This window comes from Pseudomonas nicosulfuronedens (assembly GCF_005877905.1).
GTDB lineage: Bacteria > Pseudomonadota > Gammaproteobacteria > Pseudomonadales > Pseudomonadaceae > Pseudomonas > Pseudomonas nicosulfuronedens.
This window is the reverse complement of sequence record NZ_SWDV01000004.1, coordinates 13,149-29,357: the sequence shown is the minus strand read 5'-3', so window position 1 is coordinate 29,357 and position 16,209 is coordinate 13,149. Positions and strand designations below refer to the sequence as shown.

General features: G+C 66.4%; 14 protein-coding genes and 1 riboswitch. Of the genes, 9 read left to right on the top strand and 5 right to left on the bottom strand.

Annotation, left to right across the window (positions count from 1 at the left end; all coding sequences use genetic code 11):
* The first annotated feature begins 45 nt into the window (after nt 1-45).
* Complete coding sequence (locus tag FAS41_RS05590; RefSeq protein ID WP_024767779.1) at nt 46-375, top strand: hypothetical protein; 330 nt, start codon at nt 46-48, stop codon at nt 373-375.
* Nucleotides 376-882: 507 nt separating this feature from the next.
* On the opposite strand, the gene lapD is transcribed toward FAS41_RS05590, so the two are convergent.
* The 3 genes from lapD to FAS41_RS05575 form a co-directional block, all read right to left on the bottom strand.
* Nucleotides 883-2,826: a cyclic di-GMP receptor LapD gene (lapD, locus tag FAS41_RS05585; RefSeq protein WP_138520634.1), complete on the bottom strand. Its 1,944-nt coding sequence runs from the start codon at nt 2,824-2,826 to the stop codon at nt 883-885.
* A 48-nt stretch (nt 2,827-2,874) separates the two neighbouring features.
* The gene (gene lapG, locus FAS41_RS05580) at nt 2,875-3,531 is read right to left on the bottom strand and encodes a cysteine protease LapG (protein WP_138520633.1); all 657 of its coding nucleotides are present in this window, start codon (nt 3,529-3,531) and stop codon (nt 2,875-2,877) included.
* A 189-nt stretch (nt 3,532-3,720) separates the two neighbouring features.
* Nucleotides 3,721-5,694 carry an alkyl/aryl-sulfatase gene (locus FAS41_RS05575; RefSeq protein WP_138520632.1) on the bottom strand — a complete coding sequence of 658 codons (1,974 nt, stop codon included), beginning with the start codon at nt 5,692-5,694 and terminating at the stop codon, nt 3,721-3,723.
* Between the two features lie 97 nt (nt 5,695-5,791).
* Between FAS41_RS05575 and FAS41_RS05570 the strand changes: the two genes are divergently transcribed.
* The gene (locus FAS41_RS05570) at nt 5,792-6,703 is read left to right on the top strand and encodes a LysR family transcriptional regulator (RefSeq protein ID WP_138520631.1); all 912 of its coding nucleotides are present in this window, start codon (nt 5,792-5,794) and stop codon (nt 6,701-6,703) included.
* 3 nt (nt 6,704-6,706) lie between these two features.
* On the opposite strand, the gene FAS41_RS30795 is transcribed toward FAS41_RS05570, so the two are convergent.
* Both FAS41_RS30795 and FAS41_RS05565 read right to left on the bottom strand, forming a co-directional pair.
* Nucleotides 6,707-6,874: a hypothetical protein gene (locus FAS41_RS30795; protein WP_156160365.1), complete on the bottom strand. Its 168-nt coding sequence runs from the start codon at nt 6,872-6,874 to the stop codon at nt 6,707-6,709.
* Between the two features lie 123 nt (nt 6,875-6,997).
* The gene (locus FAS41_RS05565) at nt 6,998-7,255 is read right to left on the bottom strand and encodes a DUF1145 domain-containing protein (RefSeq protein WP_138520630.1); all 258 of its coding nucleotides are present in this window, start codon (nt 7,253-7,255) and stop codon (nt 6,998-7,000) included.
* 265 nt (nt 7,256-7,520) lie between these two features.
* A riboswitch (guanidine-I (ykkC/yxkD leader) is annotated at nt 7,521-7,619 on the top strand.
* Nucleotides 7,620-7,676: 57 nt separating this feature from the next.
* On the opposite strand from FAS41_RS05565, the gene FAS41_RS05560 reads away from it, so the two are divergent.
* The 7 genes from FAS41_RS05560 (at nt 7,677) to FAS41_RS05535 (ending at nt 15,983) form a co-directional block, all read left to right on the top strand.
* Nucleotides 7,677-8,741, top strand: a complete 1,065-nt coding sequence (locus FAS41_RS05560) for a putative urea ABC transporter substrate-binding protein (protein WP_138520629.1) — start codon at nt 7,677-7,679, stop codon at nt 8,739-8,741.
* 186 nt (nt 8,742-8,927) lie between these two features.
* Nucleotides 8,928-9,743: an ABC transporter permease gene (locus FAS41_RS05555; protein WP_138520628.1), complete on the top strand. Its 816-nt coding sequence runs from the start codon at nt 8,928-8,930 to the stop codon at nt 9,741-9,743.
* Nucleotides 9,740-10,546 (top strand): ABC transporter ATP-binding protein, encoded by an 807-nt coding sequence (locus FAS41_RS05550; RefSeq protein ID WP_138520627.1) that lies wholly within the window; start codon nt 9,740-9,742, stop codon nt 10,544-10,546. The genes FAS41_RS05555 and FAS41_RS05550 overlap by 4 nt, the downstream gene beginning before the upstream one ends.
* A gap of 10 nt (nt 10,547-10,556) precedes the next feature.
* On the top strand, nt 10,557-11,276 hold the full coding sequence (locus FAS41_RS05545; protein WP_138520626.1) for an urea amidolyase associated protein UAAP1: 720 nt from the start codon (nt 10,557-10,559) through the stop codon (nt 11,274-11,276).
* A gap of 11 nt (nt 11,277-11,287) precedes the next feature.
* The gene (locus FAS41_RS05540; RefSeq protein ID WP_138520625.1) at nt 11,288-11,923 is read left to right on the top strand and encodes an urea amidolyase associated protein UAAP2; all 636 of its coding nucleotides are present in this window, start codon (nt 11,288-11,290) and stop codon (nt 11,921-11,923) included.
* Nucleotides 11,914-12,057 carry a hypothetical protein gene (locus FAS41_RS30790; RefSeq protein ID WP_171049444.1) on the top strand — a complete coding sequence of 48 codons (144 nt, stop codon included), beginning with the start codon at nt 11,914-11,916 and terminating at the stop codon, nt 12,055-12,057. The genes FAS41_RS05540 and FAS41_RS30790 overlap by 10 nt, the downstream gene beginning before the upstream one ends.
* Nucleotides 12,058-12,167: 110 nt before the next feature.
* On the top strand, nt 12,168-15,983 hold the full coding sequence (locus FAS41_RS05535) for a 5-oxoprolinase/urea amidolyase family protein (RefSeq protein WP_138520624.1): 3,816 nt from the start codon (nt 12,168-12,170) through the stop codon (nt 15,981-15,983).
* The last annotated feature ends 226 nt before the right edge of the window (nt 15,984-16,209 follow it).

The following is a 16,209-nucleotide window of genomic DNA, read 5'->3' as shown; positions in this document are numbered from 1 at the left end:
GTCCCGCTGTCGTTCCTTCACATCAAGAGACATGGGGACGGGTCGATGCTGTACATCCAGCGCAACGCCGAGGGAAAAGTCGCGCGCGTCGAGGACGCCGAGTTCGAAGGCGCCACCGGTACCTTGCCGGCGGACCATCCGGACATCCAGGCCTGGGCGGCCGAGAGCAGCCTGCTGCAACTCAAGCAGAGCGACCTGGACATGATCCGGGTACTGGAGGACTTGATCTCGGTGCTGATCACCAAGGGGGTGATCCGTATCACCGACCTGCCGCCGGCGGCACGCTCGAAGCTGCTCAACCGCACCCAGGCTCGGGAAGCCCTGGGCGGGCTGACCCGGCTGATCAACGACGACGAGGAAACGGGGCTGATCTGAGCCCCGTTTTCTTTTGCGCGACGGCTGCATAGCCCTCCCTGTAGGAGCGAGCTTGTTCGCGAACCGCATGGCACGACCCACTACGGACGCTGCCCAAGCCGTCGCTTTCCACGTGCAAGATCAGTCTTTGCTCGAAATGCTTTTGCCTCAGGCTGGGGATTTCTGCGCCGCTTCGGCGTATGCGCGGACTTCGTGTTTCGCCCCCTCGGGCGACCTCCTTTGGAAAGACCCAAAGGAGGCAAAGGTCTCGCCCCTGCCATCCGGTTTTTCGCTTGGGGCGAAAAATACCCTCGTTGAACCGAAGCTTCAGGGGCACGCCGCGAAGGGCCATCCCTGGCCCATCGCGGCTCTCGCGGCATCCATGCCGCTCAACCCCTGAAACTCCGGTTCAACGAGGCCTCCTGAAAGGGGCACTCCGGAGCGTGCGGAAATTTCTCTGGAAATCTTCGAGAGCCAGAGCCAAAGCCATGGCGAATTACCCGCAGGAGCGCCCCGCCCTGACGTCAATCACCAGGGCGCCGGCCCACCGAACAGCTGCCCCTGCACGCCCTGGATACCCATCTCCTTCAGCACACGGAACTCTCCGGCCGTCTCCACGCGCTCGGCGATCAGCGGCAGGTCGATGCTGTGCGCCGCGCGCTGCATCGCCTCGATGAACAGGCGCTTGTCGTTCTCCTGATCAATATGGCGGATGTGGCTGCCATCGACCTTGAGGTACGCCAACCCCAGCCGGGCCAGGTTGCCGATCATGCTGAAGCGCCCGCCGAAATGCTGCAGGCTCAGACGATATCCCAGCTCGCCAAGACGGCGGGTCAGCGCTTCGAGCACTGGCTGCGCCGGCAGTTGGTCTTCTTCCAGCTCCAGGGTCAGGCGCCCGGCGAATTGCGGGTGCTGCTTCAGCAGGTCGAACACCCGGGTGGTCGCCCATTCGTCACGCAGCAGCGCAGCGGACAGGTTCAACGCCAGCGGTCGATTGTGCTTCGCCATGTCCGCCAGCACGCTTTCCAGCATCAGCAGATCCAGCCGCGCGGTCCAGCCGAAGCGGTCCAGCCAGGGCAGGAAGCGCCCGGCGGCGATGCTGCCGCCCTGTCCGTCCGGCAGGCGCGAGAGCACCTTGTAATGCAGCACCACCTGCGGGTCGGCACAGGACACCACGGCCTGGAAGTGCAACTGGAAGCGCTTGTGCACCAGCGCCTCGTCCAGCAACTGGTGCCAGCTGTGACGCTCCTCGGCGACCGGCTTAGCGCCGCCCTGGAGGAAGGCCCAGCAACTGTCGTTCTGCCGCTCGGCCTGCACCAGCGCCTCGTCCGCGCGCTGCAACAGCGCCTGGGCGGATTCGCCGGAAACGAAAGGCACCAGCCCCAGGCAGGCAACCGGACTGACGTCGCTGGCACCGGTGGTGACCAGCGCAGCGAGCATGCCTTCCAGGCGCATCGCCAGGGCCGGCGCGTCCTCGGGCATCAGCCCGGGCGCCAGCATGACGAACTCGCCGCCACGGCTGCGAGCCAGCGTCAGGCCCGCGCCCACCCCTTGTCCAGCCAGGCGCAACTGGTCGGCCACGGCCTTGAGCAACTGGTCGACACGCTGGCCGCCCAGGCGCTGGTTCAGTCCGGCGAGATCATTCACCCGCAGGACCAGCAACACGCCGCTGCTGACCCGGTCCTCGGCGCTCAGCCGGTTGTTCAGCTGCATGTCGAAGAAGCGCCGGTTGCCCAGCCCTGTCAGGCTGTCCTGATAGGCCTCGTCGCGCAGGCGTTCGCTGCGCTGGGCCTGCTCCTGGAACAGTGCCTTGAGCTTCTCCACCATCTGGTTCATGGCCTGCACCACGCGACGCAGCTCGGGGGTGCGTGGCAGTTCCGGCAGGCTGAGGAATTCACGGCGGGCGATGGCGTGGGACTGCTCCACCATGTAGTCCAGCGGCTTGAGCTGGCGGCGCAGCAGGATGGCGCCGAGCACGGCGCTGGCGATGCCACACAGCACCAGCCAGAGCAGGCTGCCCAGGGCGCTCTGCCAGAGCTTGGCGATGGCGAACATCGGGTGGCTGAGCACCTCGACCCGCGCCGCCTGGGTCCAGCCACGGCTGACGATGGCGTCACCGCCGGCCGAGTGCAGGTCGATCAGCGAGATGAACCACTGCGGCACCTTGGCTGCCACCGCGTCGGGCACGCCAGTGCGCTCGACGATCACCTTGTTGGTCGACAGGTCGATCACCCGGATGCTCTCGAAGTAGCCACTGTCGAAGATCGAGCTGACCATCAGCTCGACCATCGCCGGGTCGTCGATGTTCGGCGTCAGCGACAGGCCCAGCGCGGTAGCCGCATCCTGGGCATGGGAGCGCAGCTGGTTGCCATACTGCTCGCGCGAGCTTTCCAGGCCGACCATGAAGCTGCCGCTGAAGGCGACCACCAGGAACAGGCAGATGGCGATCAACAACTGTTTGAACAGGGACATCGTGTCTCCAGGCTCCGTCGATGGAGCTATTCGCCTCAGTCAGAGGAGCTATTCGTTCTCGGGAAAGCCTTCGGCCTTCATCTTCTTCAACAGGTCCTGCCAGCGCGACAGCCGCTTGCTGTCGCCCACCTGCTTGCCGCCGCCCGCGCCACTGCCGGCCAGCCACAGGCCCTCGCCGTTGAACGCATAGACCGGCTGCAGGTCGCTGCGCTGGCTGGCCGGCAGGATGCTGCCGATCAGGTTGTCCAGCACCAGCGGCACGGCGTCGGGCCTCGGGTAATAAGTCAGCACCATATGCGCCTGGTTCAAACGCAATGCCTTGACGTAGGTAATGCGCAGCTTCTGTGCCGGCACGCCCAGGTGTCGCAGGCTGATGTACTTGGCGATGGCGAAGTCCTCGCAATCACCGGCGCCCTTGAGCAACGCCTCCACCGGCGTGGCCCAGTAATCCACTTCGTGCCAGAGGCTCAGGTCGTCGGTGAAACGCAGCTGGTCGTTGAAGAAGCGGTTGACCGCCTGCAACTGCTCGCGCTCGCTGGCGGAGGCCTGCTGCGCGAGCAGCTTCTGCCAGGCGTCGATGCGCACCTGACCGTCGCCCAGCGGGCCGTAGAGCCGCGTGGACTGTTCGCCAATGCGCTTGAAGTCCCACTCGAGCTGCTGGGCGCCCGCCAGGACGCCGAGCGATGTCACCAGCACCAGGGCCAAAGGGCCCGGCCAGCAACGGCGCAACGTCCTGGAACAACGGCTGAACACGATCGCGACTACCCGACTGCGAGCGCCAACAACCAGCTGCGGGCGCAGGGGTGGCATGGTGCAGACTGGCCGCGAAAAAAACAATGGCACAATGCAATCACTGCATTGTGCCATCACCGGGTGACGCGGGCTTGAGCGGGATCAGCTCTTCTCGGGCGGGGTCACGATGTCGAACCAGAAGTTGAAGTCCTCCAGCATGCCGAACAGCTTGGCCAGCAGCAGCGGATTGCCCGAGCTCTTGAGCTTGCCCTCGAACACCAGGCGCACCGGCGAGACTTCCTTGAGCATCAGGCGATTGAGGTCGGCACGGTCGATGGTCACGGTTTGCCCGGCGTTCTCGCTCTGCACGCCCTTGATGTTGTTCAGGTGCGAGTTCTTCAGCTCCAGCAGGTACTGCTCGTTCTTGTCCGGCAGCACCAGGTTGATGGCGAAGTCCTCGCCTTCGGCCTTTTCCGCGTTCAGACGCACGCCGAGGTAGTCGAACAGCAGGCCGGTATCCATCGCCGCCAGCGCATCGGGGCTGCCCGACTTCATCGGCGGCAGGTCACGGGGCACGCCGTTGCGCAGTTCCTGCGCTGCCGCCAGGTAGCTGTTGCGCCAACCGGCGTTCTCCGCCTGGTAGCCGAGCTGTTCCAGGGCGTCGGCCTGCAGGCTGCGTGCCGCCTGGTTGCTCGGGTCGGCAAAGACCAGCTTGTTCACCACCTCCACCACCCAGCGGTATTCGCCCTTGTCGTAGGACGCCTTGGCCATCTGCAGCAGGTGGTCGGCGCCGCCCATGAACTCGACGTACTTCACCGCCGAATCCTCTGGCGCCAGCGGGTTCAGGGTCGCCGGGTTACCGTCGTAGTAACCCAGGTACTTGTTCACCACCGCGCGCACGTTGTGGCTGACGCTGCCGTGGTAGCCGCGGTTGAACCATTCGTTGGCCAACTCCGGCGGCACTTTCAGGCGCTCGTGGATCTGGTTGATGGTCACCCCGTTGTTGGCCAGGTGCAGGGTCTGATCATTGAGGTAGCCGTACAGGTCACGCTGTTTCTCCAGGGTGCGGACGATGTCCTCGTGCCCCCAGCGCGGCCAGTTGTGCACGGCGAACATCACCTCGGCCTGGTCGCCGAAGCGGTGCAGCGCCTCGTTGATGTACTTGCTCCAGCCCAGCGGGTCGCGAATCTCGGCGCCGCGCAGGGTATAGAGGTTGTGCAGGGTGGCGGTGACGTTCTCGGCCATCAGCAGAGCCTTCTGCTGCGGCAGCCAGACGTTCATTTCCGCTGGCGATTCGGTGCCCGGAGTGTTCTGGAAAGTGAAGGGCACGCCGTCGATTTCCAGGTCCTGCAGGTTGCCCTCGATCAGCCTGGTCGGCGCGATGATGCTCATCGGGCCGTGGGCGACCCCCTTGCCGATGGCCATGTCGACCTGGCCGTTCGGCCCCTTGGGCAGCAGCGTGCCGTACTGGTAGGTGGCACGACGCAGCATGGCGTTGCCGGCCAGCACGTTCTCCTTGATCGCCGCTTCCATGAAGCCCTTGGGCGCGATGATCTGCACTTCGCCCTTATCGACCTGTTCCTGGCTGACCAGGCCCTTCACGCCGCCGAAGTGGTCGATATGGGCATGGCTGTAGATGATCGCGCGGATCGGCTTCTGACCCAGCTCCTGGCTCACCAGGGCGTAGGCGGCCTTGGAGGTCGCCGGGGTGGTCAGGGTGTCGATGACGATCCAGCCGGTCTTGCCCTCGATGAAGGTGGTGTTGGCGAGGTCGAAGCCGCGCACCTGATAGATGCCGTCGGTGACCTTGAACAGGCCGTAGCTGAGGTTCAGCTGCGCCTGGCGCATCAGGCTCGGGTTGACGCTGGCCACGTCCTTGGCGGCCTTGATGAAGTCGTAGTCGCCCAATTGCCAGGCCACCGTGCCGTCCTCGTTCTTGATCACGAGGTTCTCGGGGCGCTTGATCAGGCCCTTTTCCACCCGGTCGAAATCGGCGCGGTCACTGAAGGGCAGCGACTGGCGCACCTGCTCCTGGGCGGCAGTGGTAAAGGACGTGGGCGCCTTGGGTTGCTCGGCGGCAGCCAGCAGGCCAGGGCAAAGGCCGGCCAGCAGCACGGCAGCGGAAAGACGGGACATCGGAGGGCTCCGGTATTTGTAGTTGTGCTCGCACTATGCCGGCCGTCGCGCCAATAATTCCAATGCATTCCAATTTCACAATCAATGCAGGAAGCGCATGAGCGATCTCCGCCAGCTACGCCACTTCGTCGCCCTCGCCGAGCACGGTCACTTCGCCCGCGCCGCGGATGCGGTGAATCTTAGTCAACCCGCCCTGTCGCGGAGCATCCAGGCGCTGGAAGGCCAACTGAGCTGCCAACTGGTGGACCGCAACCCACGCGGCGTCACCCTCACCGCCCATGGCAAGCTGGTGCTGGAGCACGCCCGTCGCCTGCTGGCCGGTGACCGGGCTCTGAAAAATGCCGTGCTGCAGATGGCCGACCTGGAAACCGGCGAGCTGCGCCTGGGCGCCGGGCCATTCCCCGGCGCACGGCTGATGCCCCAGGTGCTCACGCGCTACTGCAGCGCACACCCGAAGGTGTCGGTCCTGCTCTCCATCGAGAACTGGAGCGAGCTGCACCAGCGTCTGCTGGACGACGAGCTGGAGCTGTTCATTGCCGACTACCGCGAACTCGAAGGCGACAACCGCCTCGACATCCTGCCGCTGCGGGTGCATCGCAGTGTGCTGTTCTGTCGGCCGGGACATCCACTGATCGGCAGCGCGCCCTCGGTGGAGCGCCTGCTCGACTTCCCGCTGGCCGGCCCGCGCCTGCCGCGTGATGCCCACGAAGGCATGGTGCGCACCCTGGGTCGCGACCAACCGCTCAGCGTGCAATGCGACGACGTACTGATGCTCAAGGAACTGGTGAAAGGCAGCGACGTACTCTGCCTCGCCACCTGGGACGTGGTAGCAGCCGACGTGCAGGCCGGCAGCCTGGCAATATTGCCCTGGCCCGGCGGTACCGACGCCTCAGGGCGTGGCTCCGCCTACGCCCTGGTACGCCACGCCAGCCGCAGCCTGTCGCCGGCGGCCAGTCAGTTCGTCGAGTTGCTGCTGGAGGAAGACGCGGCGTTCAACGCCGCGTCGTGAAGGTCAACGACGCCACCCCTGGTGCGGCCCACCGTAGTAGGCCGGCGGCGGTGCCGGCTGGTAATAGCGAGGACCATCCCGCCAACCGCCGTGACCGTGTCCCGGCGGCGGAAGGATCACGCAGCCAACCAGCGGGAGAAACAACAGTGCAGCAGCAAAGATACGACGCATGGCGCCTCCATCAGGCGAGCCGGCCGCCCCACCGGGATGCGGGGCGTACATTCTTCCGGTCTCGCTAGATCAGACATGTCTGTCAGAAGGCGGTGCCACAGCCGAAGGTAAAGCTTGGGTAAATCAGCCGTTTACCGTTTCCAGGCGACGAAGCTTGCGGCTTTGCAGGTGCAGCACACCGAACAGCAGGACCTGTACTTTCTCGGTGATCGAACGGCGGCGAGCCAGCAGCAGCACCTCGCCCGCATGCACCACCAGCAGGATCGCGGAGAGCCACAGCAGCGGGCGATGCAGCTCGCCGAAGGGGTAGATCAGGTTGAGCACGGCAGCGACCCAGAACGTGGTCAGCGCGCCCTTGGCGAAGCTCAGCAACTCGGACATGGCGATGGACTCCTCAAGTGAAGGTCACCGCAGTCTGCCGCCCGGCACGCCGCGCACGCTCCTGCCTTTCGACTGGCCCACGCACCAGGATGCGGCGTCGCGCTTCATTTGAGGGCGAGCGAACGCCCCGGCTTGCAGCGAAACATCCACCCCGAGCCACCGCAGCCCTTCTGCTTCGGCACTTTCGCCAACTTGGCACGCCGCTCGCTTTGCATCGGCTGTGCAGGAACGATCCGAACCACTCGGACAGCGGCACCACAATCTGACAATGGATGACTAGGGTTCCGGCTCGCGCAGCGAGTGACTGGTCCGAGAGTCATCGACCTCCAGCGAGGTTACACGGCGGGACAAAAGCCCGGGAGACGAGAGCGACAAGTGCCGCCCGACTCCTGCCTGCCCGACAATCGACTGGAGATGCTCCATGCGCAAGCCCCTTCTGACCGCCCTGTTCGCCGCCGGCCTTACCGCCTTCAGCCTCTCTGCCTCCGCCGCCGCGAAGAACAGCTTCAACCTCTGCTGGACCCTCTACGCCGGCTGGATGCCCTGGGAGTACGCGGCCAGCCACGGCATCGTCGACAAGTGGGCGAAGAAGTACGGCATCGAGATCAAGGTCACCCAGCTCAACGACTACATCGAGTCGATCAACCAGTACACCGCTGGCCAGTTCGATGGCTGCACCATGACCAACATGGACGCCCTGACCATCCCCGCTGCCGGCGGCGTCGACTCCACCGCGCTGATCGTCAGCGACTTCTCCAACGGCAACGACGGCATCGTCCTCAAGGGCGAAGGCAAGACCCTGGCCGATCTCAAGGGCATGGACGTCAACCTGGTGGAACTCTCGGTCTCCCACTACCTGCTCGCCCGAGCGCTGGAAAGTGCCCGCCTGACCGAGAAGGACGTGAAGACGGTGAACACCTCCGACGCCGATATCGCCGCCGCCTTCAACACCGATGAAGTGCAGGCCGTGACCACCTGGAACCCGATGCTCGCCGAGGCCCGCGCCAAGCCGGGCACCACCGAGGTGTTCAACTCCAGCCAGGTCCCTGGGGAGATCATGGACATGATGGTGGTCAACAGCGCGGTCCTGAAAGACAACCCTGCGCTGGGCAAGGCGCTGACCGGCGCCTGGTTCGAGACGGTAGCGCTGATGCAGGGCGAGAGCGCCGAAACCCGCGCCGCGCTGGAGCACATGGCCAAGGCCTCGGGCACCGACCTCGCCGGCTACCAGGGCCAGCTCGCCACCACCAAGCTGTTCGCCACGCCGAAGGAAGCGCTGGCCTTCGCCACCAGCCCGAAACTGCCGGCGACCATGGACAAGGTCGCGGCCTTCTCCTTCAGCCACGGCCTGCTCGGCGAGGGTGCGAAAAGCGCCGAGGCGGTCGGCATGAGCTTCGCCGGCGGCCTGACCACCGGTGACGCGCAGAACCTCAAGCTGCGCTTCGACCCGACCTACGTGCAGATGGCGGCTGACGGGAAGCTCTAAGGCGCCCTCACATGGCACCTCATTTCATTCCCGAAGCCCCTCTCCCCCGCCCTCTCCCTGAAGGGAGAGGGAGCTGTCCGTGCCGACTGACGCCGTAGTTTCAACCTGCACAGAACGGTCCCCTCTCCCTTCAGGGAGAGGGTTAGGGAGAGGGAGGCTTCAACCGGAACCCCACAGGTACACTCCATGCGCCTGATCAACCGAACCCCCGACCGCAGCGGCCGCCTGTTCCTGGTACTGCTGCCCTTCGCCCTGCTGCTGTTCGCCTACTTCACCGGGTCGGCATCGCGGCTGGCGGAAAACCCCAACGACAAGCTGCTGCCCAGCGCCGCGCAGATGGCCGACGCGGTGAACCGCCTGGCCTTCAGCGAGGACAAGCGCACCGGCGACGTGCTGTTCTGGAGGGACACCGGCGCCAGCCTGCAACGCCTCGGTCTGGGCCTGGGCATTGCCGCCCTGCTCGGCCTGGTGCTGGGCATCGCCGCCGGCAGCGTGCCGCTGTTCGGCGCGCCGCTCTCGCCGCTGCTCACCGTGTTGTCGATGATCCCGCCGCTGGCGATCCTGCCCGTGCTGTTCATCGTCTTCGGCCTCGGCGAGCTGTCCAAGGTGGTGCTGATCGTCATCGGCGTCGCTCCCTGCATCGCCCGTGACATCGAGCAGCGCGCGAGGGAAATCCCCCGCGAACTGCTGATCAAGGCGCAGACCCTGGGCGCCAACACCTGGACGCTGATCCTGCGCGTGGTACTGCCGCAACTGATGCCGCGCCTGCTCATTTCCCTGCGCCTGATGCTCGGCTCAGCCTGGCTGTTCCTCATCGCTGCCGAAGCCATCGCCTCCACCGACGGCCTGGGCTACCGCATCTTCCTTGTGCGCCGCTACCTCGCCATGGACGTGATCCTGCCCTACGTGGTGTGGATCACTGCGCTGGCCTGGCTGATGGACTGGGCGCTGCGTGCGCTCACCCGTCGCGCCTTCCCCTGGTACGAAGGAGGCAAGGCATGAGTTTCATCAGCGTGAAGAATGTCTGGCAGGAATACGACGGCAACGTGGTGCTCGAACGCCTCAACCTCGAGGTGAAGGAAGGCGAGTTCTGCACCCTGGTTGGCGCCTCCGGCTGCGGCAAGTCCACCTTCCTGCGCCTGCTGCTCGGCCAGGAGCGCCCCAGCCGTGGCGAGCTGCTGCTCGAAGGCCAGCCGCTGCCCGGCGAACCCGACCCGAGCCGTGGCGTGGTGTTCCAGCGTTACTCGGTGTTCCCGCATCTGTCCGTGCTCGACAACGTCGCCCTCGGCCTGGAACTGCCACGCTCGCCGCTGCTCGGACGGCTGCTGGGCAGCGCCAAGCGCGAGGCCCGCGAACAGGCCGCCGCCTTGCTGGAACGGGTCGGCCTCAGCCATGCGCTCAAGCAGTATCCCAGCGCCCTCTCCGGTGGCATGCAGCAGCGCCTGGCCATCGCCCAGGCGCTGGTGATGAAGCCGCGCGTGCTGTTGCTCGACGAGCCCTTCGGCGCACTCGACCCAGGCATTCGCAAGGACATGCACGCCCTGCTGCTGGAGCTGTGGCAGGAAACCCGCCTCACCGTATTCATGGTCACCCACGACCTGGCCGAGGGCTTCAGCCTGGGCACCCGCCTGCTGGTCTTCGACAAGGTCCGCCACGATCCGCAGGCGCCCACCGCTTATGGCGCCCGCATCACCTACGACATCCCGCTCAACGCCGACCGCAAGGCCGCCCGCGCCGCCCTGCCCGAACCGCTCGCCGCGCGCCTGGAAACGGCCGCCGCCCCGCTGATCACGCCGGCCTACTAAGGAGCCCGCCATGAATGACCTGCGTACCACCCTCTACGAAGAAACCGTCCCCGGCGGCGGCCACACCTCGTTCGTTCTCAAGCGCGGCCAGTTGCTGCGCCTGACCGACCTGGAAGGTGGCAGCAACGCCAGCGTGCTGCTGTTCAGTGCCGCCGAGAAAAGCGAGCGACTGAACCTGCCCGACAGCCTCAAGTGCCAGCACACCGCCAAGCTCACCGCTGGCCATTGCCTGTACTCGGACATGGGCCGCGTACTGGCTGCCATCACCGCCGACAGCTGTGGCTGGCACGACAGTTTCGGCGGCGTGCTCAACGCCGCCGAAGTGCAGGAGAAATACGGCCAGGGCCGCTACCAGGAGTTGCGCAACGGCTTCTACCGCAACGGCGTGGACAACCTGCTGGTGGAAATGGGCAAGTGGGACATGCGCCTGCAGGACCTGCTGATGTGCCTGAACCTGTTCAGCCGCGTGGACGTCGACGCCGATGGCTGCTTCCACTTCGCGCCGGGCAACTCGAAAGCCGGCGACTTCGTCGAGCTCTACGCACCGATGGACACCCTCGTCGTCCTCACCGCCCTGCAACACCCGCTGGACCCGAACCCGCAATACGCACCCAAGCCCATCGGCCTGACCTGGCAGCAGGTCGCCGCCGACGGCATCAGCGTGCTCTGCCGCACTTCCCGCGCGGAGAACGGCCGCGGCTTCCACAACACCGAACGCCAGTACCTGTAAGGAGCGCGAGCATGCCCATCGTCCCCAGCGACAAACACCCCGAAGCCTGTGTCTCGCGCACCCTGATCCCGGCCGGCGAACCCAGCCTCACCGAACTCAAGGCCGGGCAGACCCTGCGCATCCTCGACCTGGAGGGCAACCAGGCGGTGGACACGCTGTTCTTCAGCGCCGCCAACCCGCGCGAGCGCTACGACGTGCAGCGCACCCTGCGCAAACAGGGGCAGGTCTACCTCAGCGCCGGCAGCGTGCTCTGGTCCAACCTCGGCAACCCGATGCTGACCATCACCGCCGACACCTGCGGCCGCCACGACACCCTCGGCGGCGCCTGCGCCCAGGAAAGCAACACCGTGCGCTACGCCCTGGACAAGCGCTACATGCACAGCTGCCGCGACAACTTCCTGCGCGCCAGCCTTCACGACGGCCGCCTGAGCAAGGCCGACATCAGCCACAACATCAACTTCTTCATGAACGTGCCAGTCACCGCCGCAGGCGGCCTGACCTTCGAGGACGGCATCTCCGCTGCCGGCAAGTACGTCGAGCTGCTCGCGCACATGGACGTCATCGTCCTGATCTCCAATTGCCCGCAGCTCAACAATCCCTGCAACGGCTGGAACCCGACGCCGGCGGAGTTGCTGGTATGGGACTGACCTCTCGCCTGCGCCGCTGGCTGTTCGCGCTCTGCCAGAGCCGCAGCGCCCAGTGCAGCCCCACGCTGCGCGTGACCGGAACCTGTAGGAGCGAGCTTGCTCGCGAACAAGCCCCCCTGACACAGCAGCGCTAAGCGGGTTCGCGAGCAAGCTCGCTCCTACGAAGTGCACAACGACGCCACGGACGACCGTGGCGCGCACCGAATGACGGCGGGACGGCCCGCCACCCCATGGGGACGCCCTCATGTTCGACAAGCTCCTGATCGCCAACCGCGGCGCCATCGCCTGCCGCATCCTGCGCACCCTTCGTGAGCTGCAAGTAGAAGGCGTAGCCGTGTACTCCGAAGCTGATGCCGCCAGCCTGCACATCCAGCAGGCCGACCAGGCCATCAGCCTCGGCGAGGGCCCGGCATCCAGCACCTACCTGATGGTGGAGAAGATTCTTCAGGCCGCCAGCGACACGGGTGCCAAAGCGATCCACCCCGGCTACGGCTTCCTTTCCGAGAACGCCGCCTTCGCCGAAGCCTGCGAAGCTGCCGGCATTGCCTTCGTCGGCCCGACGCCGGAGCAACTGCGGGTATTCGGCCTCAAGCACACGGCACGCGCCCTGGCCCGCGAACAGGGCGTGCCGATGCTCGAAGGCACCGATCTGTTGCCCGACCTCGAAGCCGCCCTGCTCGCGGGTGAAGAAGTCGGTTACCCGGTGATGCTCAAAAGCACCGCCGGCGGGGGCGGCATCGGCATGCGCGTGTGCCGCTCGGCGGATGAGCTGCGCGACGCCTTCGATGCGGTGAAACGCCTGGGGCAGAACAACTTCAGCGATTCCGGCGTGTTCATCGAGAAGTACATCGAGCGCGCCCGCCACCTGGAAGTGCAGGTGTTCGGCGACGGCCAGGGCGAGGTGATCGCCCTCGGCGTGCGCGACTGCTCGGTGCAACGACGCAACCAGAAGGTGCTGGAGGAAACCCCGGCGCCCAACCTGCCCGACGGCATGGCCGAGGCCCTGTGCGCGGCGGCGATCCAGCTGGCGAAAGCCGTCAGCTACCGCAGCGCCGGCACTGTGGAATTCGTCTACGACAGCCAGGCACAGCGCTTCTATTTCCTCGAAGTGAACACCCGCCTGCAGGTGGAGCACGGTGTCACCGAACAGGTCTGGGGCGTCGACCTGGTGCGCTGGATGATCGAACTGGCCGCCGGTGACCTGCCGCCCCTGGCCGAGTTGGCCGACGCGCTGAAGCCCAGCGGACATGCGATCCAGGCGCGCCTGTACGCGGAAGACCCCGGTCGCGACTTCCAGCCCTGCCCCGGCCTGCTCACCGCCGTGCAGTTCCCGACGACCGACGGCAAGACCCTGCGCATCGACACCTGGGTCGAGGCCGGCTGCGAGATTCCGCCCTACTTCGACCCGATGATCGCCAAGCTGATCGCCTGGGCGCCGACCCGCGAGCAGGCCAGCGCTGGCCTCGACCGCGCCCTCGAAGGCAGCCTGCTCTACGGCGTGGAATGCAACCGCGACTACCTGCGGCAGATCCTGGCGGACGCGCCCTTCGCCAGCGGCTCGCCCTGGACCCGCTGCCTGGAAGGCCTACGGTACCGCGCGACAACCTTCGAGGTACTCAGCGCCGGTACCCAGACCAGCGTGCAGGACTACCCCGGCCGCCTCGGCTACTGGGCCGTGGGCGTGCCGCCGTCCGGGCCGATGGACGATCGTGCTCTGCGTCTGGGCAACCAGTTGCTGGGCAACCCCGAAGGCGCTGCCGCGCTGGAAATCACCATGAGCGGCCCGACCCTGCGCTTCAACACCGATGCCGTCGTGGCCGTCACCGGCGCGGCATTGCCGATCAGCCTGGATGGCGTCGAGCAGCCGATGGACACATCCCTGTTCGTCGCCGCCGGGTCGACGCTCAGCCTCGGCACTGTCGGCGGCACCGGCGCGCGCAGCTACCTGTGCCTGCGCGGCGGCCTGCAGGTGCCGGATTATCTGGGCAGCAAGAGCACCTTCACCCTCGGCCAGTTCGGCGGCCACGGCGGCCGTGCCCTGCGGGCTGGCGATGTGCTGCACCTGGCGGAGCTGGCAGACGACACTCACGGCGCCAGCCTTCCGACTGAACTGCGCACCTCTCTGCCGGCCGTGCGGCAGGTCCGCGTGATCTATGGGCCCCACGGCGCGCCGGAGTACTTCACCCCGGCCTACATCGACACCTTCTTCGCCACCGACTGGGAAGTGCACTTCAACTCCAGCCGCACCGGCGTTCGCCTGATCGGCCCGAAACCGGAGTGGGTGCGCGAAAGCGGCGGCGAGGCCGGCCTTCACCCGTCGAACATCCACGACAATCCCTATGCCATCGGCGCGGTGGACTTCACCGGCGACATGCCGGTGATCCTCGGCCCGGACGGCCCGAGCCTGGGCGGCTTCGTCTGCCCGGTGACGGTGATCGAAGCCGACCTCTGGCAGCTCGGCCAGCTCAAGGCAGGGGACAAGGTGCGCTTCCTGCCGGTAGACCTGTCCACCGCCCGATCGCTGAGCCGCTCCCAAACCACCGAATACCGAGCTCTCTGTAGGAGCGAGCTTGCTCGCGAAAGCATTCTGCCGGAGCTCCAGGAGTTGGGCGGGTTCGCGAGCAAGCTCGCTCCTACAGGAGATGTCAGCTCCGGCACCGCCGGTCTGCCCTCACCCCAGCCCTCTCCCGGAGGGAGAGGGGGCAGTTCGGTGCCGCCTGCGAGCACAGCGCTTGCCGGTGGCACAGACAGCCCACTCCCCCGCTTGCTGGAGAGGGCGGGGGGTGAGGGCAGTCCGAGCGCCTCACTCACGTCTCCCATCGTCCTCGACCTCGGCCAGGACGACACCCGCCTGGTTGCCCGCCTCTCCGGCGATACCCACCTGCTGCTGGAAATCGGTCAGCCCGAGCTGGACCTGGTGCTGCGCTTCCGCGCCCACGCGCTGATGCAGGCGCTGGAAGCCAAAGCTCTCGCCGGGGTGATCGATCTCACCCCCGGCATCCGCTCGCTGCAGGTGCACTACCAGCCGGAAACCCTGCCGCTGCAAAGCCTGCTGGAAACCGTCGCTGGTCTCTGGGACGCGGTCTGCGCCGCCCAGGACCTCAAGGTGCCGTCCCGCATCGTGCACCTGCCGCTGTCCTGGGACGATCCGGCCTGCCAGTTGGCCATCGAGAAATACATGACCACCGTGCGCAAGGACGCGCCCTGGTGCCCGAGCAACCTGGAGTTCATCCGCCGCATCAACGAACTGCCGGACCTCGAAGCGGTGTACCGCACCGTGTTCGAGGCCAGCTACCTGGTGATGGGCCTGGGCGACGTCTACCTCGGCGCACCGGTGGCCACGCCGCTGGACCCGCGCCACCGCCTGGTCACCACCAAGTACAACCCGGCGCGCACCTGGACGGCGGAAAACTCCGTGGGCATCGGCGGCGCCTATATGTGTGTCTACGGCATGGAAGGCCCTGGCGGCTACCAGTTCGTCGGCCGCACCCTGCAGATGTGGAACCGCTACCGCGAGGTCGCGGCATTCGACGGCAAGCCCTGGCTGCTGCGCTTCTTCGACCAGGTGCGCTTCTACCCGGTCTCGGCCGAGGAGCTGCTGCGCATTCGCCGCGACTTCCCGCTGGGCCGCTACCCGCTGCACATCGAGCACAGCGAACTGCGCCTGGCCGACTACCAACAGTTCCTCGCCAAGGAAGCCGAGAGCATCGACGCCTTCCGCAGCCACCAGCGTGCCGCCTTCGATGCCGAGCGCGAGCGCTGGATCGCCTCCGGCCAGGCGCACTTCGAGAGCGAAGAAGCCGCCGTCGACACCGGCGAGGACGCTCCGCTCGGCGTCGGCCAGCACGCGGTCGAAAGCCACATCGCCGGCAACCTCTGGCAGGTGCAGGTGGAAGCCGGCGCCAGCGTGAAGGCCGGCGACATCCTGGTGATCCTCGAATCCATGAAGATGGAAATCCCCCTCACCGCCCCGCGCGACGGCGTGGTGCGCGAGGTCCGCGTGCAGCCCGGCTCGCCGGTGCGGGCCGGGCAGCGGGTGGTGGTGATGGAGGAGGCTTGAGCTGACGTAGTCGACTGCAGAGAGCCCCTCTCCCCAACCCTCTCCCGCAAGCGGGAGAGGGAGCCGTTCGGAGCAGGGAGCAGCAACTGATTCATCCTGAAACCACGGCCAAGCCTTTGGATTGAACTCAACCCCGCGCCGGACTGCTCTTCCCCCTCTCCCTTCATGGGGGGGACGCCCAGTCAGAGGGCCGGGGAGAGGGTAGCCGCCCAGCACAGGAACCCCA

Bases quoted from the DNA above. Each gene is read 5' to 3' on its own strand.
- FAS41_RS05590 (WP_024767779.1), top strand. From the start codon at position 46: ATGCTGTACATCCAGCGCAACGCCGAGGGAAAAGTCGCGCGCGTCGAG.
- lapD (WP_138520634.1), bottom strand. From the start codon at position 2,826: ATGTCCCTGTTCAAACAGTTGTTGATCGCCATCTGCCTGTTCCTGGTG.
- FAS41_RS05575 (WP_138520632.1), bottom strand. From the start codon at position 5,694: ATGTCCCGTCTTTCCGCTGCCGTGCTGCTGGCCGGCCTTTGCCCTGGC.
- FAS41_RS05570 (WP_138520631.1), top strand. From the start codon at position 5,792: ATGAGCGATCTCCGCCAGCTACGCCACTTCGTCGCCCTCGCCGAGCAC.
- FAS41_RS30795 (WP_156160365.1), bottom strand. From the start codon at position 6,874: ATGCGTCGTATCTTTGCTGCTGCACTGTTGTTTCTCCCGCTGGTTGGC.
- FAS41_RS05565 (WP_138520630.1), bottom strand. From the start codon at position 7,255: ATGTCCGAGTTGCTGAGCTTCGCCAAGGGCGCGCTGACCACGTTCTGG.
- FAS41_RS05560 (WP_138520629.1), top strand. From the start codon at position 7,677: ATGCGCAAGCCCCTTCTGACCGCCCTGTTCGCCGCCGGCCTTACCGCC.
- FAS41_RS05555 (WP_138520628.1), top strand. From the start codon at position 8,928: ATGCGCCTGATCAACCGAACCCCCGACCGCAGCGGCCGCCTGTTCCTG.
- FAS41_RS05550 (WP_138520627.1), top strand. From the start codon at position 9,740: ATGAGTTTCATCAGCGTGAAGAATGTCTGGCAGGAATACGACGGCAAC.
- FAS41_RS05545 (WP_138520626.1), top strand. From the start codon at position 10,557: ATGAATGACCTGCGTACCACCCTCTACGAAGAAACCGTCCCCGGCGGC.
- FAS41_RS05540 (WP_138520625.1), top strand. From the start codon at position 11,288: ATGCCCATCGTCCCCAGCGACAAACACCCCGAAGCCTGTGTCTCGCGC.
- FAS41_RS30790 (WP_171049444.1), top strand. From the start codon at position 11,914: ATGGGACTGACCTCTCGCCTGCGCCGCTGGCTGTTCGCGCTCTGCCAG.
- FAS41_RS05535 (WP_138520624.1), top strand. From the start codon at position 12,168: ATGTTCGACAAGCTCCTGATCGCCAACCGCGGCGCCATCGCCTGCCGC.